The organism is Nocardia neocaledoniensis (genome assembly GCF_003182135.1).
Classification (GTDB): Bacteria; Actinomycetota; Actinomycetes; order Mycobacteriales; family Mycobacteriaceae; genus Nocardia; species Nocardia neocaledoniensis.
In genome coordinates, this window is record NZ_QGTL01000001.1 from 577,582 (window position 1) to 593,114 (window position 15,533).

17 protein-coding genes are annotated in these 15,533 nt (G+C 71.5%); 5 read left to right on the top strand and 12 right to left on the bottom strand.

What is annotated here, in order from left to right; all coding sequences use genetic code 11:
• Positions 1 to 248: 248 nt before the first annotated feature.
• Together DFR69_RS02735 and DFR69_RS02740 are read left to right on the top strand one after the other, a co-directional pair.
• Positions 249 to 638 (top strand): DUF4189 domain-containing protein, encoded by a 390-nt coding sequence (locus DFR69_RS02735; RefSeq protein ID WP_146229183.1) that lies wholly within the window; start codon positions 249 to 251, stop codon positions 636 to 638.
• 56 nt (positions 639 to 694) lie between these two features.
• A complete protein-coding gene (locus DFR69_RS02740; RefSeq protein WP_244198042.1) occupies positions 695 to 1,246 on the top strand; it encodes a WKL family lipoprotein in 552 nt (183 codons plus the stop codon).
• Positions 1,247 to 1,305: 59 nt separating this feature from the next.
• Here DFR69_RS02740 and DFR69_RS02745 read toward each other — a convergent pair whose 3' ends face one another.
• Together DFR69_RS02745 and dapA are read right to left on the bottom strand one after the other, a co-directional pair.
• A complete protein-coding gene (locus DFR69_RS02745; RefSeq protein WP_110035771.1) occupies positions 1,306 to 3,357 on the bottom strand; it encodes a ribonuclease J in 2,052 nt (683 codons plus the stop codon).
• The gene (gene dapA / locus DFR69_RS02750; RefSeq protein ID WP_110035772.1) at positions 3,354 to 4,262 is read right to left on the bottom strand and encodes a 4-hydroxy-tetrahydrodipicolinate synthase; all 909 of its coding nucleotides are present in this window, start codon (positions 4,260 to 4,262) and stop codon (positions 3,354 to 3,356) included. The genes DFR69_RS02745 and dapA overlap by 4 nt, the downstream gene beginning before the upstream one ends.
• Positions 4,263 to 4,410: 148 nt before the next feature.
• Here dapA and DFR69_RS02755 point away from each other — a divergent pair, with 148 nt between their 5' ends.
• On the top strand, positions 4,411 to 4,857 hold the full coding sequence (locus tag DFR69_RS02755; protein WP_110035773.1) for a toxin-antitoxin system HicB family antitoxin: 447 nt from the start codon (positions 4,411 to 4,413) through the stop codon (positions 4,855 to 4,857).
• Positions 4,858 to 4,866: 9 nt separating this feature from the next.
• On the opposite strand, the gene DFR69_RS02760 is transcribed toward DFR69_RS02755, so the two are convergent.
• From DFR69_RS02760 to DFR69_RS02795, 8 genes are all read right to left on the bottom strand, one after another.
• A complete protein-coding gene (locus DFR69_RS02760; protein ID WP_110035774.1) occupies positions 4,867 to 6,066 on the bottom strand; it encodes a winged helix-turn-helix domain-containing protein in 1,200 nt (399 codons plus the stop codon).
• Positions 6,067 to 6,106: 40 nt separating this feature from the next.
• A complete protein-coding gene (locus DFR69_RS02765) occupies positions 6,107 to 7,132 on the bottom strand; it encodes a hypothetical protein (protein ID WP_110035775.1) in 1,026 nt (341 codons plus the stop codon).
• Positions 7,125 to 8,333 (bottom strand): sensor histidine kinase, encoded by a 1,209-nt coding sequence (locus tag DFR69_RS02770; RefSeq protein ID WP_110035776.1) that lies wholly within the window; start codon positions 8,331 to 8,333, stop codon positions 7,125 to 7,127. Before DFR69_RS02770 ends, DFR69_RS02765 begins: the two co-directional genes overlap by 8 nt.
• Positions 8,330 to 9,004, bottom strand: a complete 675-nt coding sequence (locus tag DFR69_RS02775) for a response regulator transcription factor (RefSeq protein ID WP_244198043.1) — start codon at positions 9,002 to 9,004, stop codon at positions 8,330 to 8,332. Before DFR69_RS02775 ends, DFR69_RS02770 begins: the two co-directional genes overlap by 4 nt.
• A 97-nt stretch (positions 9,005 to 9,101) precedes the next feature.
• Complete coding sequence (locus DFR69_RS02780) at positions 9,102 to 9,554, bottom strand: flavodoxin family protein (RefSeq protein WP_110035778.1); 453 nt, start codon at positions 9,552 to 9,554, stop codon at positions 9,102 to 9,104.
• The gene (locus DFR69_RS02785; RefSeq protein ID WP_110035779.1) at positions 9,554 to 10,051 is read right to left on the bottom strand and encodes a hypothetical protein; all 498 of its coding nucleotides are present in this window, start codon (positions 10,049 to 10,051) and stop codon (positions 9,554 to 9,556) included. Before DFR69_RS02785 ends, DFR69_RS02780 begins: the two co-directional genes overlap by 1 nt.
• Positions 10,048 to 10,794 carry a 4-hydroxy-tetrahydrodipicolinate reductase gene (gene dapB / locus DFR69_RS02790; protein ID WP_110035780.1) on the bottom strand — a complete coding sequence of 249 codons (747 nt, stop codon included), beginning with the start codon at positions 10,792 to 10,794 and terminating at the stop codon, positions 10,048 to 10,050. The genes DFR69_RS02785 and dapB overlap by 4 nt, the downstream gene beginning before the upstream one ends.
• Before the next feature lie 71 nt (positions 10,795 to 10,865).
• Entirely contained in the window at positions 10,866 to 11,972 is a 1,107-nt protein-coding gene (locus DFR69_RS02795) for an alcohol dehydrogenase catalytic domain-containing protein (protein WP_110035781.1), read from the bottom strand.
• A 135-nt stretch (positions 11,973 to 12,107) separates the two neighbouring features.
• Here DFR69_RS02795 and DFR69_RS02800 point away from each other — a divergent pair, with 135 nt between their 5' ends.
• Positions 12,108 to 12,503 carry a VOC family protein gene (locus DFR69_RS02800; RefSeq protein ID WP_110036118.1) on the top strand — a complete coding sequence of 132 codons (396 nt, stop codon included), beginning with the start codon at positions 12,108 to 12,110 and terminating at the stop codon, positions 12,501 to 12,503.
• On the opposite strand, the gene DFR69_RS02805 is transcribed toward DFR69_RS02800, so the two are convergent.
• Positions 12,500 to 13,705: an MFS transporter gene (locus tag DFR69_RS02805; RefSeq protein ID WP_110035782.1), complete on the bottom strand. Its 1,206-nt coding sequence runs from the start codon at positions 13,703 to 13,705 to the stop codon at positions 12,500 to 12,502. The genes DFR69_RS02800 and DFR69_RS02805 overlap by 4 nt on opposite strands.
• Positions 13,706 to 13,797: 92 nt before the next feature.
• Here DFR69_RS02805 and DFR69_RS02810 point away from each other — a divergent pair, with 92 nt between their 5' ends.
• Positions 13,798 to 14,130: an ArsR/SmtB family transcription factor gene (locus DFR69_RS02810; protein WP_110035783.1), complete on the top strand. Its 333-nt coding sequence runs from the start codon at positions 13,798 to 13,800 to the stop codon at positions 14,128 to 14,130.
• Positions 14,131 to 14,141: 11 nt separating this feature from the next.
• Here DFR69_RS02810 and DFR69_RS02815 read toward each other — a convergent pair whose 3' ends face one another.
• Positions 14,142 to 15,473 carry a M16 family metallopeptidase gene (locus DFR69_RS02815; RefSeq protein WP_110035784.1) on the bottom strand — a complete coding sequence of 444 codons (1,332 nt, stop codon included), beginning with the start codon at positions 15,471 to 15,473 and terminating at the stop codon, positions 14,142 to 14,144.
• Between the last annotated feature and the right edge of the window lie 60 nt (positions 15,474 to 15,533).

The window sequence follows — 15,533 nt, forward strand, 5'->3', positions numbered from 1 at the left end:
CACTGGTCCCACCCCGGTTGCGACGTTGATCTCACCCGGACGCGCAGGTCGCGGGGCCCCGGTCAGCGCGGGGAAATCTCGCGCGGCGACCGCGTTTCGCGCGCCGTTCGCCGCGTCCCGCCAAGGGAATCCTTTCAGTTCCCTTGTGATGGGCCCGAATCCGCGCGCGAGCGCTGGCGCCGGGGACCGCCGGGTCTGTACGTTGACACCTGGTCCACCGGGTGTGGACGGAATACGAGGGGAATCACGTGAAGAAAGTTCTCACCGGCGCGGCGGTCATGACCGCGACGGTCGGTGCGTTGCTGGCCGGCCACATCGCGCCCGCGCAGGCGCAGGCCGACAACTACGGCGCGCTCGCGCTCTCGCGCAACGGCGCCTCCAGCATCACCGCGAATTACGGCAGCTACGCCGCGGCCGAGTCGGCCGCCATCGCGGGCTGCCAGCGCAGCGGCGGGGGCGCAGGCTGCGATGTGAAGGTGTCGTGGCGCAACGGCTGCGGCGCGCTCGCCGAGTCGAGCCGGTCCTACAGCTGGGCCTCGGCGCCCTCGCTGCGGGCGGCCAAGCGCAACGCGATCAACGCCAACCGCGGCGCGGCCACCATCATCAACTGGAACTGCACCTCCGGCTACGAGGTCTGAGCCGCCACCGCCCCGCCGGAGCGATCCTCCGGCGCACATCTCATTTGGGGAGACCAGTGAACAACCGCATGATCACCGTGGCGGCCGCCGCGACGCTGGCCGTCGCCGTGCTCGGCCTGACCGCGTGCAGCAGCGACGAGCCGTCGAGCACCGCGGCCGCGACGACCACCGCCGCCGGCGCGGGTTTCGAGGACGGCAAGAAGGTCGAGGGCACCCAGGAGGGTGACGCCCCGATGACCACGCCGGTGCCGAACCTGCCCGCGCCGACGGTCGAGGAGCTCAACGCGCGCCTGGACAAGGCGATGGCCGGTCAGCTGAGCGCCGAGGAGAAGGCCACGCTCATCGAGGACGCCGAGCGCGACCCGAACCTCGTCGACAAGTTCGTCGAGGCGGCCAAGAAGAACAACGTCACGGCCAAGATCACCAGTGTCGGCTCGCCCGCCGACGGCAAGGTGAAGGCGCCCGCCGACGTCACCATCGACGGCACCCCGGTGCAGGGCGCGACCGTGGAATTCGTCGCGTCCGAGGGCGGCTGGCGCGTGTCGCACGTGTTCACCTGCAACATCGTGAAGTCGGCCAAGCTCGACTCCGCGGCCTGCCAGGCCTGACGCCACCCAACGAGAACCGCCGGACGACATCGTCGCCCGGCGGTTCTCGTGTCTTCGGATCAGACGCCGATGACCGTCGGCACGATCATCGGGCGACGGCGGTAGGTGTCGGCCACCCAGCGGCCGACGACCCGGCGCACGCCCTGGGCGATGCGGTGGGTGTCGGTGATGCCCTCACCGGCCAGGCGCAGCAGCTCGGCCTCGACGAGTTCGTTCGCGCCGCTGAGCGCGGTCGGGTCGTCGGAGAAGCCCCGGCCGTTGAGTTCGGTGCTGACCGCCTTGCCGGTGGTCGCGTCGATGACGACGGTGATCGAGATGAATCCGCCCTCGCCGAGCACCAGGCGATCCGACAGCGTCGACTCACCGACGTCGCCGACGGACAGACCGTCGACGTAGACGTGTCCGACCGGCACCCGGCCGACGATCGAGGCGATGCCGTCGACCAGGTCGACCACCACGCCGTCCTCGGCCAGCACGACCCGCTCCTCGGGCACACCCGTCGCCACGGCGAGCGCGGCGTTGGCGCGCAGGTGCCGCCACTCGCCGTGCACCGGCATCGCGTTGGTGGGACGCACCGCGTTGTACAGGTACAGCAGCTCACCGGCGGAGGCGTGGCCCGAGACGTGCACCTTCGCGTTCTGCTGGGTGATGACCGTCGCGCCGAGCCGGGCCAGGCCGTTGACGACCGCGAACACCGAGTTCTCGTTGCCCGGGATCAGCGAGGACGCCAGCACGATCAGGTCGTCGGCGCGGATGTTGATCTGGCGGTGGTCGCCGCGGGCCATCCGCGCCAGCGCCGAGAGCGGCTCGCCCTGGGAACCGGTGGAGATCAGCACCAGACGGTTGCCGGGCAGGTTCGCCGCCGCGTCGAGATCGACGACGACGTTGTCGGGCACGGTCAGGTAGCCCAGGTCCTGCGCGATCTGCATGTTGCGGACCATCGAGCGGCCGACGAAGCAGATCTTGCGGTTGTACTTCTGCGCCACGTCGACGACCTGCTGGATGCGGTGCACGTGGCTGGCGAAGGAGGCGACGATGACGCGGTTGCGCGCCTTGCCGATGACGTTGTCGAGCACCCCGCCGATCTCGCGCTCGGGGGTGACGAACCCGGGGACCTCGGCGTTGGTCGAGTCGACCAGGAACAGGTCGACGCCCTCGTCGCCCAGGCGGGAGAAGCCGGCCAGGTCGGTGAGACGGCCGTCGAGCGGCAGCTGGTCGAGCTTGATGTCACCGGTGTGCAGCACCACGCCCGCGCCGGTGCGGATGGCGACGGCGATCGCGTCGGGGATCGAGTGGTTGACCGCGAAGTACTCGCACTCGAACGGGCCGTGCACGGTGGTCTCGCCCTCGGCGACCTCGATCAGCTTGGGCTGCAGCCGGTGCTCGCGGCACTTGGCGGCGACCAGCGCGAGGGTGAACTTGGCGCCGATCACGGGGATGTCGGGGCGGTTGCGCAGCAGGAACGGCACCGCGCCGATGTGGTCCTCGTGACCGTGGGTGAGCACGATGGCGACGATGTCGTCCATCCGGTCCTCGATGGGCCGGAAGTCGGGCAGGATCAGGTCGACGCCGGGCTGCTGGTCCTCGGGGAACAGCACACCGCAGTCCACGATCAGCAGCTTGCCGTTGTACTCGAAAACGGTCATGTTGCGGCCGATCTCGCCGATGCCGCCGAGGGCGAACACGCGCAGGCCGTTCTTGGCCAGCTTCGGCGGGGCGCCGAGGCGGTCCTGCGGCGCCTTCTCCCGCGGTTCGGCCGAGGGCGCGGCGCCACGACCGCGACCGCCGCCCTGGCGCCCGCGGCCGCCGCCGCGGGACTGCTGCTGCGGCGCCTGCTCGGCGGCCGGCTTGCTCTTGGCGCGGCGCGAACTCGTCTTCTTCGGCGCGGTGGCCTGTTCGGCGGGCACGCTGATCAGGTCGGTGCCGTCCTCGGCGGCCACGACGAGCTCGGCCTCGGCCGCGATCTCGGCGACCGGTTCGGGGGCCGGCTGGGTCGGGGGGACGACCTCGGCCGCCGCGGGCCGCTCGGCGGCCGGTGCGACGGGAGCCGGCTCGGGCGCGCCCGCGGCGCGGCTGGCGGAACGACGACGGGGCCTGCGCGGTTCGGTCATGCCGACACCCCCGCGGCCTGCAGGTCCAGGGCCAGCGCGTCGAGCTGCGCCGGGGTCGGCATCAGCTGCGGCAGCCGGGGTTCACCCACCTCGACACCGAGCAATCGGAGAGCTCCCTTGCACATCGCCACACCTCCCAGGCGGGTCATGGCCGCGAACAGCGGCAACAGTGTCGCGTTGATCTCCTTGGCGCGGACCACGTCACCGGCGGTGTAGGCCTGGTGGATCTCGCGCAGGCGATCGGGCACCAGGTGCCCGATCACGCTGATGAAACCGGTGGCGCCGACCGAGAGCCAGGGCAGGTTGAGCCCGTCGTCTCCGGAGTAGAAGGCGAGGCCGGTGGTCGCGATGAGATCGGCACCGGAGACCAGATCGCCCTTGGCGTCCTTGACGGCGACGATGTTCGGGTGGTCGGCGAGGCGGCGGATCGTGTCGATGGCGATGGGCACCACCGACCGCGGCGGAATGTCGTAGAGCGTCACCGGCAGCGAGGTGGCGTCGGCGACCGCGGTGAAGTGCGCGATCAGCCCCTCCTGCGTGGGACGCGAGTAGTACGGGGTGACGACGAGCAGGCCGTGCGCGCCCGCGTCCTCGGCGGCGCGCGCCAACTCCAGCGAGTGCGCGGTGTCGTAGGTGCCCGCGCCGGCGATGACGGTGGCCCGGTCGCCGACGGCGTCGACGACGGCGCGCAGCAGATCGGACTTCTCCGATTCGGTGGTGGTCGGCGACTCACCGGTGGTGCCGGAGATGGCCAGCAGATCGACGCCCCGGTCGACCAGGCGCGCGGCCAACGCCACCCCGGCGTCGACATCGACCTTGCCCGCGGCGCTGAAGGGGGTCACCATCGCGACACCTACCGTGCCGGACGCGTGCAGCTCCGTTGGCGTCGATTCACCGTTCGTCATGGTCAGAAAGGCTACCCGGTCCCCGGATGCGCCTCGACACCCTAGCGGCCGAAGCGGCTGCCGGTGCCCGCCTTTCGACACCATACGCCTTATCGATGACATCATGACCACCCTTGCGTGATGTCACTTTCGACATCACACTGATGTCATGGATCTGAACGCTCATACCGCGCGGCTGCGCGAGGAACTGATCGCCGCCGCGGCTCTCGGCGACGAGAAAACGCAGGCCACCGCCGCCGCGCTGGCCGCGGCGGTGGAGAGTTCGAGCCGGCTGGTGCTGCTGTCGGCACTGTCGGAGCTGGCCGCCGAGATCAGCACCGAGCTCGGTGACCGCATGGTGCACGTCCGGCTCGAGGGCACCGAGGCGGTGGCCGACGTGCGCAAGAACACGCCGTCGGGTTCCGACGAACCACCGACCTTCGAGGAGATGACCGGCGATATCAGCCGGGTCACCCTGCGGCTGGTCGAGCAGCTCAAGTCCAAGGCCGAGGAGGCGGCGGCGCAGAACGGGCAGTCGCTGAACTCGTGGCTCTCGGGCGCTGTCAGCGGCGCGCTGCGGGACCAGATGCGCGGCGGGGGCCCCAAGGGCTGGTGAGCGGCGCGCTCACAGCAGCGGCGCCAGGTCACCGCGCTCGCCGATGACCACCTCGTCGAGCTCGAGCCAGTCGGCCATCTCCCGGAGCGCGCCACGCAGCGCGTGCGCGGTCCCGGCGGTGGCGTGGCCGGGTTCGGCGAAGGCGCCGGGGACGAGCAGCCTGCCGCTGCCCCGCTCGGCGCGCAGGTCGACCCGGCCGACGAGCTGCCCGTCGAGCAGGAACGGGAAGACGTAATAGCCGTGCACCCGTTTGGGTTCGGGCGTGTAGATCTCGATCCGGTAGTGGAAGTCGAAGATCCGCTGGGTGCGCGGCCGGAAGAAGATGAGCGGGTCGAACGGGCACAGCAGAGCGGCGCCGGCGACGCGGCGCGGCGTGCTCGCCTCGGGGTGCAGGTAGGCCGGGGCGTCCCAGCCCGCCACCTCGACCGGGAGGAGTTCGCCCGCGTCGACGAGTTCGGCGATGGCCGGGGCGCTCTGGCGGCGGTTGAGCCGGTAGTAGTCGCGCAGATCGGTCTCGGTGCCGATGCCGAGGGCGCGGCTGGAGCGGCGGATCAGCTCACGCACCGCGTCGGGCTCGGCGATCTCGCGCTCGCGGACGTCGGCGGGGACGACGCGTTCGGTGAGGTCGTAGTGGCGGGTGAAGCCGGCGCGGCGGGCGATGGACAGCTCGCCCGCGGCGAAGAGCTGCTCGCAGATCATCTTCGTGTCCGACAGGTTCCACCACGTGCCCTTGGGGCGCGGCTTGTCCAGTTCCAGGTGGCGTTCGATCTCGCCCGCGCTGGCCGCGCCGACCTCGGTGACGACGTCGAGGATGTCCTTGCCCAGGGTGGGATTGCGTTCGACGACCTTGCGCATCCCCGACCAGCGGCCGTGGCGGTATTCGGCCATCCGCCAGCGCAGCAGCGGCCAGTCGGCGACCGGGATGAGCGCCGCCTCGTGCGCCCAGTATTCGACCAGCCCGCGCCGGGCGCGCGGACTGTCGCTCCAGGCAGCCCGCTCGAGCAGGGTGCGGTCGTAGGGGCCGATCCGGCTGAAGATCGGCGCGTAGTGCGCGCGGACCACCGCCGACACCGAATCCAGTTGCAGCAGACGGGTTCTGGCGACCACGTCGAGCACGGCCCGCCGGTTCGGGTTGGCCGGTCGGCGTTTTCCGAAACCCTGTGCGGCCAGGGCGATCCGCCGCGCCGCCGCCGCATTCATCCGCTGCATGGGTCCAGCCTGGCACAGGGGTCCGACAGGTCGGCGCGGCTCAGGTGGAGACCCGGATCTCGCCCGCGGTGTCGATCTCGGTGCGCCGGTCCCCCGTCGGCGCCGCGGCCAGCACCGTCGCCACCCAGCGGCGACCGACCGGCAGCACCCGCACGGTGACGCTGCCGCCGGTCGCGGTCTCCAGTTCGCCGACCGCGGCGTCGAGCACCTGGTGGCGCACCGAGCTGGGGACATCGCGGAAGCCGCCGTCGTCGAGCAGCGTCACCTCCACGCCGCGGGCGCGGGCCCGGCGCGCGGCGGTGCTGAGGCGTTCGGTGGCGAGGTCGGGGGCCCGCAATCCGTCGCGCAGCTCGGCTTCGAGCAACCGGCACTGTTCGCGTTCGGCGGCGGTGAGCTGGGCGCCCTCGGCGATCCGGGCCAGCATCGGCCGCGCGACCCGGTCGAGCCGGGCCAGCTGCCGGTCGCGCTCGGCCGTGGCCGCGGCCAGCGCCGCCTCGGTCGCCGCGCGCTCGGTGGCCTGCTGACGCAGGGCGCGCAGTGAGCGCTGGGTGGGTCGCAGGATCGCCATGAACACCGTCACCGCCCCGACCGTGGCGATCGGGGTCAGCGCGCGCACCACGGTCTCGGGGTGCCAGGTGGTGAACACACCCATGGTGATGAGCACCGTGGCGGCCGCGGCCACGCCCACCCAAGCCGCCAGGATCCGTCCGCGCAGCACCAGCATCGCCAGCAGATACGAGGTCGGGTAGGCCGTCCACAGCTGATGGGAGAACCCGGAGGGATTCTCGATCCAGGGCACCGTCAGCGCCATGGCCGCCGGGCCTGCGCACACCACGTAGACGGTGGCGGGCCACGGCAGCGGGTCGGTGGGCACCACCAGCACGACCAGCGCCGCCACCGCCATGAACGCCAGCGCCGCCGCGGCCGGGACCGGCGGCGCGATGTCGAAGTTCACCCGCAGGTACAGCACGATGGTGGCTTCGAAGATCAGCACGAACAGCCAGGCCATGCTGTCGCTGAGGCCGAACAGGTCGCGCATGCCGAAGGGACGGTCCCGGTCAGCCATGGCTGCCCCAGACCAGCGTCACCACGGTCCCGTTGCCCGGCGACGATTCGACGAAGGCGGCGCCGCCCGCCAGGGTCCGCATGCGGCCGAGGATGCTGCCCGCGATCCCCATCCGGTCGACGGGCACGCGCGCCGGATCGAAACCGGCGCCGTCGTCGGTGAGCACCACCCGGATACCGCCGGTGGCGATGGTGACGGCCACCGTGCGCCGTACCGGACGCCCCGGCACCCCGGCATGGCGCAGGCTGTTGCGCACCGCCTCGCTCAACGCAGCGCCCAGCACTTGGGCCGCCTCCAGCGGCAGGCGCAGATCGGCGCCGCGCCGGGCCGCACGCACCGGCACGTCGGGGTCGACCTCGCGCACCGCCGCCCGCAGGAACTCGACGGCCGCGGTGGCGTCGAGATGGTCGATCTCCGGGGCGCTGCGCGCCTGTTCGAGCTGGTCGAGGGTGCGCGCGGCCTGTGCGCGCAGCACCGTCGACGACTCGTGCGCGCGCGAGGCCTCGAGCAGGGTGGACAGCACCCCGTCGTGGATCAGGGCGGCGAAGCGGGCGCCCTCGCGTTCCCTGGCCGCCGTGGCGGCCACGGTCGCGGCCTTGCTGCGCTGGCGCACCGCTTCCCGGTCGACCCGGTCGGCGGCGGTGCGCGCGTAGACCACGCACCACAGGAACAGCGCGCCCACGCCGAGTCCCCTGGTGATGTCACCGAACAGCGCCCAGGCCGAACTGTCTGGCACCACAGCGGCATTGGACACGCTCGTGGCCACCGCGAGCAGGGCGGCGAAGGCCGTCGCGGCCCGCCCCGACCAGGCCAGCCCACCCGCCATCACGCCGAGCGCGAGACCGCGATACGGCCAGGACGCGAACGAGCCGATCGAGACGACCGAGTACACCAGCGGGGTCAGCACCGTCGCCAGGAGATAGCAGCCGGCGGCCGCGGCGGCGACGCGCCGGATCGCGGCGACCGGTCCGAGCGCCGACACCAGGGCCAGCGGCGCGAACGGCAGGTACGCCCCGACCAGATGCACCTCGGGCCACAGCGACCGGTTCAGCGGCTGGATCAGCACGGCGGGCAGTTCCAGGGTCATCACGATCATCGCGCCGACCCCGATCACCATGCCGAGCCTGCGCAGGATCTGGTCGGTCGCCGCCCGGGAGAGTTCGGTGCCCACGGCGGCGGGCGCCGGGACCGTGGTGGTCACGTGCGCTGCTGTCGTTCCGGCACCGGCAGCCAGCCGTCCTCGACGGCGCGCTTGTACAGGTCGGTCTTGGTCGGCGCCGGGCGGCCCGCGTCGGCGTACTTCTGCCGGATGCGGCCGAGGTAGTCGTTGACGGTCTGCTCGGACAACCCGGTCAGCCGGGCCACCCGCGACGCCTTCTCCCCCGAGGCGTACAGCATGAGCACTTCCTCCTGGCGCGGGCTCAGGCCCACGTCGGACAGCTGCGGGTCGCCGTCGATGGCGGCGGCCCAGTCGGTGGTGACGACCTGTTCGCCGGAGGCGGCCCTGCGTACCGCGGCGACCACGGTGGCCACGCTCTCGGACTTGCGCAGCACGCCGAGCACGCCCGCCTTGGCGGCCGAGCGCACCAGGAACGCGTTGTCGGCGCCGGTGAACACGAGCACCTCGATGCCGCGTTCACGCAGCGCGGTGACATTGTCCTCGGGCGAGGAACCGTCGGGCAGGCGCAGATCGAGCACCACCAGGTCGAGCGCGTCGGTGCTCGCGAGCAGCCCGCTCACGCTGTCGGCGGTGGCGACCAGGTCCAGGTCGGGTTCGGGACCGAGCATGGCGGCGAGCCCGATCGCGACGGATTCATGGTCCTCGACCAGACCGATCCGGCGCACCCGCGGAGTCCGCTCCAACTCGCTCACCAACCACTCCCCATCCTGAAACACCATCCACGACACGTAGGAGTCGAGTTGTACCGCATCGGCCCAGCGTGTGTCAGCCCACCAGCATTCGGGGCGGCTACCCCATCAGCCCGGCGGCGACGGTCGCGCCGAGCTCCCAGCACCGTTCCAGATCCGCCTTGCCCGGCGGTCCGGAGACGGCGACCGCGGCCGCCACCCGCTGCCAGCCCAGGCCGGTGGTGATCCGCTCGACACTCGCCTCCGCGCCCTCGGTCCCCTCGTTGCCGTGCAGGTACAGCGCGTAGGGACGGCCGCGGGTGGAGTCCAGACAGGGGTAGTAGAACGTGTCGAAGGCGTGTTTGAGGGCGCCGCTCATGTAGCCGAGGTTGGCCGGGGTGCCGAGTAGGTAACCGTCGGCCTCGAGGACGTCGACGGCGGTGACGGCCAGGGCCGCGCGGCGCACCACCTCCACGCCCTCGATCTCCGGATCGGTGGCGCCCGCGAGCACCGCCTCGAACATCGCCTGCGTGTGCGGCGACGGAGTGTGGTGGATGAGCAGCAGCCGGGCCACTACGCCTCGCGTTCCAGCTTCTCCAGCGCGACCGCGCGGCGCATGGTCTCGCGGGCGCGGGTGCGGTCACCGGCGTAGTCGTAGGCACGGGCGAGGCGGTAGGAGGAGCGCCAGTTGTCCGGGTCGCCCTCCCATTCGGTCTTGATGCGGGCGAACAGCTCGTCGGCGGCGGCACGTTCGATGCGGCCGGAGGGGCGGCGCGGCAGCTGCGAGGTGTCGACCTCGAGGCCCTCCTCATCGATCCGGCGGGCCAGGCGCTGGTGGGCGAACGCGGCCTGCAGCGTCGCCCACACGATCCAGATCCCGACGATCGGCAGCAGCAGCATCCCGATACCGAGGGCCACACCGGCGAACTCGCCGCCGGCGATGTAGGCGATCGCCAGGCTGCCGAGCCGGATGAAGTAGTAGGCCAGCGCCAGCACCAGGAACGCCACCAGCGCGAGGATCTTCACGACCTGGCGGTCGGGTCGTCGCGCGGCGGGTTCGGCGGCGTTCACAGATCCAGGAACGGGTCGAGCCCGACGGTCAGCCCGGGGCGGCCGGCGATCTCGCGCACGCCGAGCAGCACACCGGGCGCGAAGGAGTTCCGGTCGATGGAGTCGTGGCGGATGGTGAGGGTCTCGCCCTGGGTGCCGAACAGCACCTCCTGGTGCGCGACGAGGCCGGCCAGGCGCACCGAGTGCACCCGCACACCGTCGACGTCGGCGCCACGCGCGCCCTCGAGCTCGGTGCTGGTGGCATCGGGGCTCGCGCCGACGCCCGCCTCGGCGCGAGCCGCGGCGATCAGGCCCGCGGTGCGGTAGGCGGTGCCCGAGGGCGCGTCGGCCTTGTTCGGATGGTGCAGTTCGATGACCTCCACCGACTCGAAGAACCGGGCCGCCTGCTCGGCGAACCGCATCGACAGCACCGCGCCGATGGCGAAGTTCGGCGCGATCAGCACGCCCACCTCGGGGCGCTGGGCCAGCTGGCCGCGCACCTCGGCGAGGCGGACTTCGTCGAACCCGGTGGTGCCGACGACGGCGTGGATGCCGTTCTCGATGAGGAACTTCAGGTTGCCCATCACCACGTCGGGGTGGGTGAAGTCGACGACGACCTGGGTACCGGTCTCGGTGAACGTCGCCAGCGCGTCGTCCTTGTCGACCTGGGCGACCAGCTCCAGATCGGCCGCCGCCTCCACGGCCGCGCAGATCGCCTGTCCGACCTTGCCGCGTGCTCCGAGCACTCCGACCCGAATGGTCACCCGCTTCTCCTCGCCTCGTCCTCGCTTGTGGTCAAGCCTATCGAGCAGCGGCGGGTGCCCCGGCGCCGAGGTCAGCCGAACACGATCACCTGGCGCAGCGCCGCGCCGGCCGCCAGGTCGTCCATCGCCTCGTTGACCTGGTCGAGCCCGATCCGCGCCGAGACGAGCCGTTCCAGCGGCAGGGTGCCGGCCCGCCAGCGGCGGACGTACTCGGGGATGTCGCGCTCGGGCACCGCCGAGCCGAGGTAGCTGCCGATGATGGTGCGTCCCTGCGCGACCAGCGCCAGCGGCGAGATCGTGGCGGTCGCGCTGGGGGCGGGCAGTCCGACCGTCACGGTGACGCCACCGGCCGCGGTGGCGGCGACGGCCGTTTCGAACGCGCGCACGTTCCCCGCCGCCTCGACCACCACGTCGGCCAGGACGCCCTGATCCGCGACCTCGGCGGGTGTGTACGCGGCGCTCGCGCCGAATTCCTTTGCCAGCCGCAGTTTTTCGGGCACGGTGTCGACGGCGATCACCTCGCCCAGCCCGAGCGAGACGGCGACGAGCACCGCGGCCATCCCCACGCCGCCGAGCCCGACGACCATGATCCGGTCGCCCTCGCCCGGCTTCGCCGCGTTGAGCAGCGCGCCGCCACCGGTCAGCACCGCGCAGCCGAGGACCGCCGCGACCTCGGGCGGCACGTCGTCGTCGACCGGGACGACCGAGCGCCGGTCCACCACGGCGTACGTCGCGAAACCGGACACCCCGAGGTGATGATGCACCTCGGCGCCGTCGCGATGCAGCCTGCGCCCACCGCCGAGCAGTTCGCCCGCGTTGTTGGCGACGCTGCCGGGCACGCACGGGGTGCGACCGCCGCTCGCGCAGCCCGCGCAGTCGCCGCAGCGCGGCAGGAAGGTCATCACGACCCGCTGCCCCACCGCGACATCGGTGACGCCCTCGCCGACGGTCTCGATCACGCCCGCGGCCTCGTGCCCGAGCAGCATGGGCACCGGCCGCACCCGGTTGCCGTCGACGACGGACAGATCCGAATGGCACAGCCCCGCCGCTTCGATCCGCACCAGCAGTTCACCGGGCCCCGGCGCGGCCAGATCGAGGTCGCACACGGTGATCGGCCGTGATTCGGCGAACGGCGCAGGCGCGGCGATGGTCTCCAGGACGGCTCCACGAATCCTCATGTGCGCGACGCTACCCCGCGCCGCCGTTGCGCGATCCGGGATCCGGGCGCTAACCTCGGCCGTGGTGATGGTGCTCCTGTCGGCCGCCTCGTACCGTGCCCAGGGTCGGCGCCATCACGAACAAGGAGAAATCCACTGCCAGTTCAGTTCAATCACACCATTGTCGGATGTCGCGATAATCGGGAGACCGCCGAATTCTGGGCGGACATCCTCGGGTTGGACATAGGAACAGCGTGGGGTCCGTTCATTCCGATCCCCGTCGCCAACGGCGTCACCTTCGATCTCGCGAAGGTGCCTCCGCATGTTTCCGAAATCCAGCCGCAGCACTACGCGTTTCTCGTCTCGGAGGCGGAATTCGATGCCGCCTACGCCAAGATCCAGCGCTACAAGCTGGATCACTGGGCGGATCCGCAACAACACGGGGTCAACGAGATCAATCACAATGACGGTGGCCGCGGGGTCTATTTCCTCGACCCCAACGGCCACTTCATGGAATTGATCACCGTGCCCTACGGCGGCTGGCCCGCCTAGTCCCCGGACGCTGCTCGGGTTCCCCGGAGCCCGAGCAGCGCGGCGACGACACAGGCCACCGAGACCAGGCCGATGAACCACGGGAACACGGTCGTCAGGCCCCAGGTGGTGGCCGCCCAGCCCGCCGCCAGCGTCGGCAACGCCAGGGCCGAATAGGCCAGCAGGTAGTAGGCCGACATGGTCTCACCCCGGCGATGCGGGGGCACGACCTCCGAAAGATGCCGCAGCGACCCACCGAAACCGAGGCCGAAGGTGGCACCCAGCGCCAGTCCGGCCAGCACGACGACGACGGGTTGCGCGCTGGCCAGCGCGGGAATCGTGGCCAGCAGCGCGGCGGCCATGCCGAGATCACCGAAGATCGCGGCGCGCCTGGCCTGAATCCGCGTGGCGAACAGCTGCGCCGCCGCGCCGGCGAGCGCGGTCCCGGCGACGACGACGCCACCGAAGACCAGGTTGTGCACGCCGGTCTTGGCCGCGGCCAGCGACGGGTACAGCGACAGCAGCACACCCAGCACCGACCAGGCCGCCATCACGCCGATGGCCGAGAACCAGAAGTCACCCCTGATCTCTTGCGGCACGGCCGGTTTCGCGATCGTGATCCGTGCCTTCACCCGGGCGGTGTGCGGCTCGGTGACGGCGAGGATCCCGGCGCCCGCGGCCAGGCAGATCACCGCGATGACCACATACGGCGTGCGCAGCGGCGAGGGCGCGTACTGGGCGAGCACGGCGGTGCCGAGTACCGCGATCGCGATGCCGACATTGAACGCCACCCCGCTGAGCTGTCCCGACCGCGCGCCGCGCTCGGGTCGCAGGTCGAGCAACGCGGCCGCGCCGGCCACCACGGTCGCGCCGACCGCGGCGCCGTGCAGCGCCCTGGCCAGCAGCAGCATGGGGACCGAGTCGGCGAGCAGGAAGACCACCAGGCCGAGGATCATCGTGGCGAACGCGCCGACCATCACCGGCTTGCGCCCGACGACGTCGGAGATCCGGCCCGAGACCAGCACCGCGCCCAGCGCGGCCACCGCGTACACGGCGAACACCATGGTCGTGGTGAGCGGCGAGAGGTGCCATTCGGTCTGATAGATGCCGTAGAGCGGCGCGGGCGCTCCCGAGACCCCGAGCGCGACGCCGGTGGCCGCCAGCACGAGCCCGTACGCCCAGCGCTGTCCCGACTCGGCCGGAGCCATCGTTGTCGCCGCCATCGCAGCCCCCATCAGGTGAGTTTGATAACCATCGAACGGTGTCGAGCGTACGCCGAGTATGATGAGTATCAAACCCCCGAGTGAGGTAGATCATGACTCAGGCTAACGGTCTTCCCCCGGCGCCGACCGCACCGGTCGCCGGGCTGCCCGCCGTGCTGAGTGCCCTGCACGATCCGGTGCGCCTGGAGATGGTGCGCCGGATGGCCAACGCGGGCGGCCCGGTCCGGTGCGCGGCGCTCTACGACGCGATCAACAAATCCACCGCGACCCACCACTTCAAGATCCTGCGCGAGGCGGGGCTGATCGAGCGGATGACCATCGACGGTCAGACCTATCAGCGCTTGCGCACCGAGGAATTGACGCGCGCGCTCCCCGGCCTGCTGCCCGCGGTCGTCGAGGCCGCGAACCGCGCCACCGCGGACTGAGCGCGAATTCCTCAGCGCTCCACGAGTTTACGGACCGAGGCGGGCAGATCGCGGGTGCGCTGATAGGGTCCGGCCACCGCGGCGCCGAAGGGCCGGGCGAGCAGGGTGCGCGCGATGGCGCTGACCTCGTCGGTGGTGACGGCGTCGATGCGGGCCAGCGTCGCCGAGACGCTGCGGTGGTTGCCGTAGCTGAGTTCGCTGCGGCCGATCCGGTTCATCCGCGAGGCGGAATCCTCGAGCCCGAGCACGAGCCCGCCGCGCAACGACCCCTTGGCGCGGGCGCATTCGGCGTCGGTGACCCCGTTGACCGCCACGTCGGCGAGCACGTCGCGCGCCAGGGTCGCGACCTGGGCGAGGTTCTCGGGCTGGCAGCCCAGATATACCGAGAAGGCGCCGGTGTCGGCGAAGGTGTCCACGCTCGAGTACACCGAGTACGCCAGGCCGCGCTCCTCCCGGATGCGTTGAAACAGACGGGAACTCAGGCCGCCGCCGATGATGGTGTTGAGGACCGACAGCGGCCAGCGCTGCTGTCCCTCGTGTCGTCCGAACGCGCGCACGCCGAACACCAGGTGGGTCTGTTCGCTGTCGCGGTTGATGCGGATCAGGCCGGGCGCGGCCTGCGCCCGGAACGAGCCCTCACGGCGCGGGGCCGGTTCGGCGGCGGTGTCGAGCCGGGACGCGAACGCGCGGTGCACCAGTTCGACGGTGCGCTCGTGCCCGACGTTGCCCGCCACGGCCACGACCATCCGGTCGGGCCGGTAGCGGCGCTGATGGAATCCGCGCAGCTGACTCGCGCGCATGCCCTCGATGGATTCGACGGTGCCGATGACGGGCCGCCCGATGGGGTGGTCGCCGAACAGGGCGGTGAGGAAGGAGTCGGCGACGAGATCCTCGGGATCGTCGTCACGCATGGCGATCTCCTCGAGCACCACCTGGCGTTCGACGTCGACGTCGACGCTCCGGCACAGCCCGTTGAGCACCACGTCGGAGACGAGTTCGACCGCCAGCGGCAGATCCTCGTCGATGACGTGGGCGTAGTAGCAGGTCTGTTCCTTGGCGGTGAAGGCGTTGAGTTCGCCGCCGACGGCGTCCATGGCCTGCGCGATGTCGAGGGCCGAGCGGGTGGGTGTCGCCTTGAACAGCAGGTGTTCGAGGAAGTGCGCCGCGCCGGCGACCGTCGGACCCTCGTCGCGGGAGCCGACACCGACCCAGACGCCGATGGAGGCCGAGCGCACACCGGGCACGTGCTCGGTGACCACGCGCAGCCCGCCGGGGAGCACGGTGCGCCGCACGCCCCCGTCGGTGCCGATGCTGTCGGCGGATTCGGAATTCGACTCGGTCAACTGTGGCTTCGTCACCCGATCCCACCGGACGGCTGTGCTGGCATGGGTTCTCAACCTCTC

Coding starts and splice junctions, on each gene's coding strand:
- DFR69_RS02810 (WP_110035783.1), top strand. CDS start 13,798: ATGACTCAGGCTAACGGTCTTCCCCCGGCGCCGACCGCACCGGTCGCC.
- DFR69_RS02795 (WP_110035781.1), bottom strand. CDS start 11,972: ATGAGGATTCGTGGAGCCGTCCTGGAGACCATCGCCGCGCCTGCGCCG.
- DFR69_RS02745 (WP_110035771.1), bottom strand. CDS start 3,357: ATGACCGAACCGCGCAGGCCCCGTCGTCGTTCCGCCAGCCGCGCCGCG.
- DFR69_RS02805 (WP_110035782.1), bottom strand. CDS start 13,705: ATGGCGGCGACAACGATGGCTCCGGCCGAGTCGGGACAGCGCTGGGCG.
- DFR69_RS02765 (WP_110035775.1), bottom strand. CDS start 7,132: ATGGCTGACCGGGACCGTCCCTTCGGCATGCGCGACCTGTTCGGCCTC.
- DFR69_RS02755 (WP_110035773.1), top strand. CDS start 4,411: ATGGATCTGAACGCTCATACCGCGCGGCTGCGCGAGGAACTGATCGCC.
- DFR69_RS02760 (WP_110035774.1), bottom strand. CDS start 6,066: ATGCAGCGGATGAATGCGGCGGCGGCGCGGCGGATCGCCCTGGCCGCA.
- dapA (WP_110035772.1), bottom strand. CDS start 4,262: ATGACGAACGGTGAATCGACGCCAACGGAGCTGCACGCGTCCGGCACG.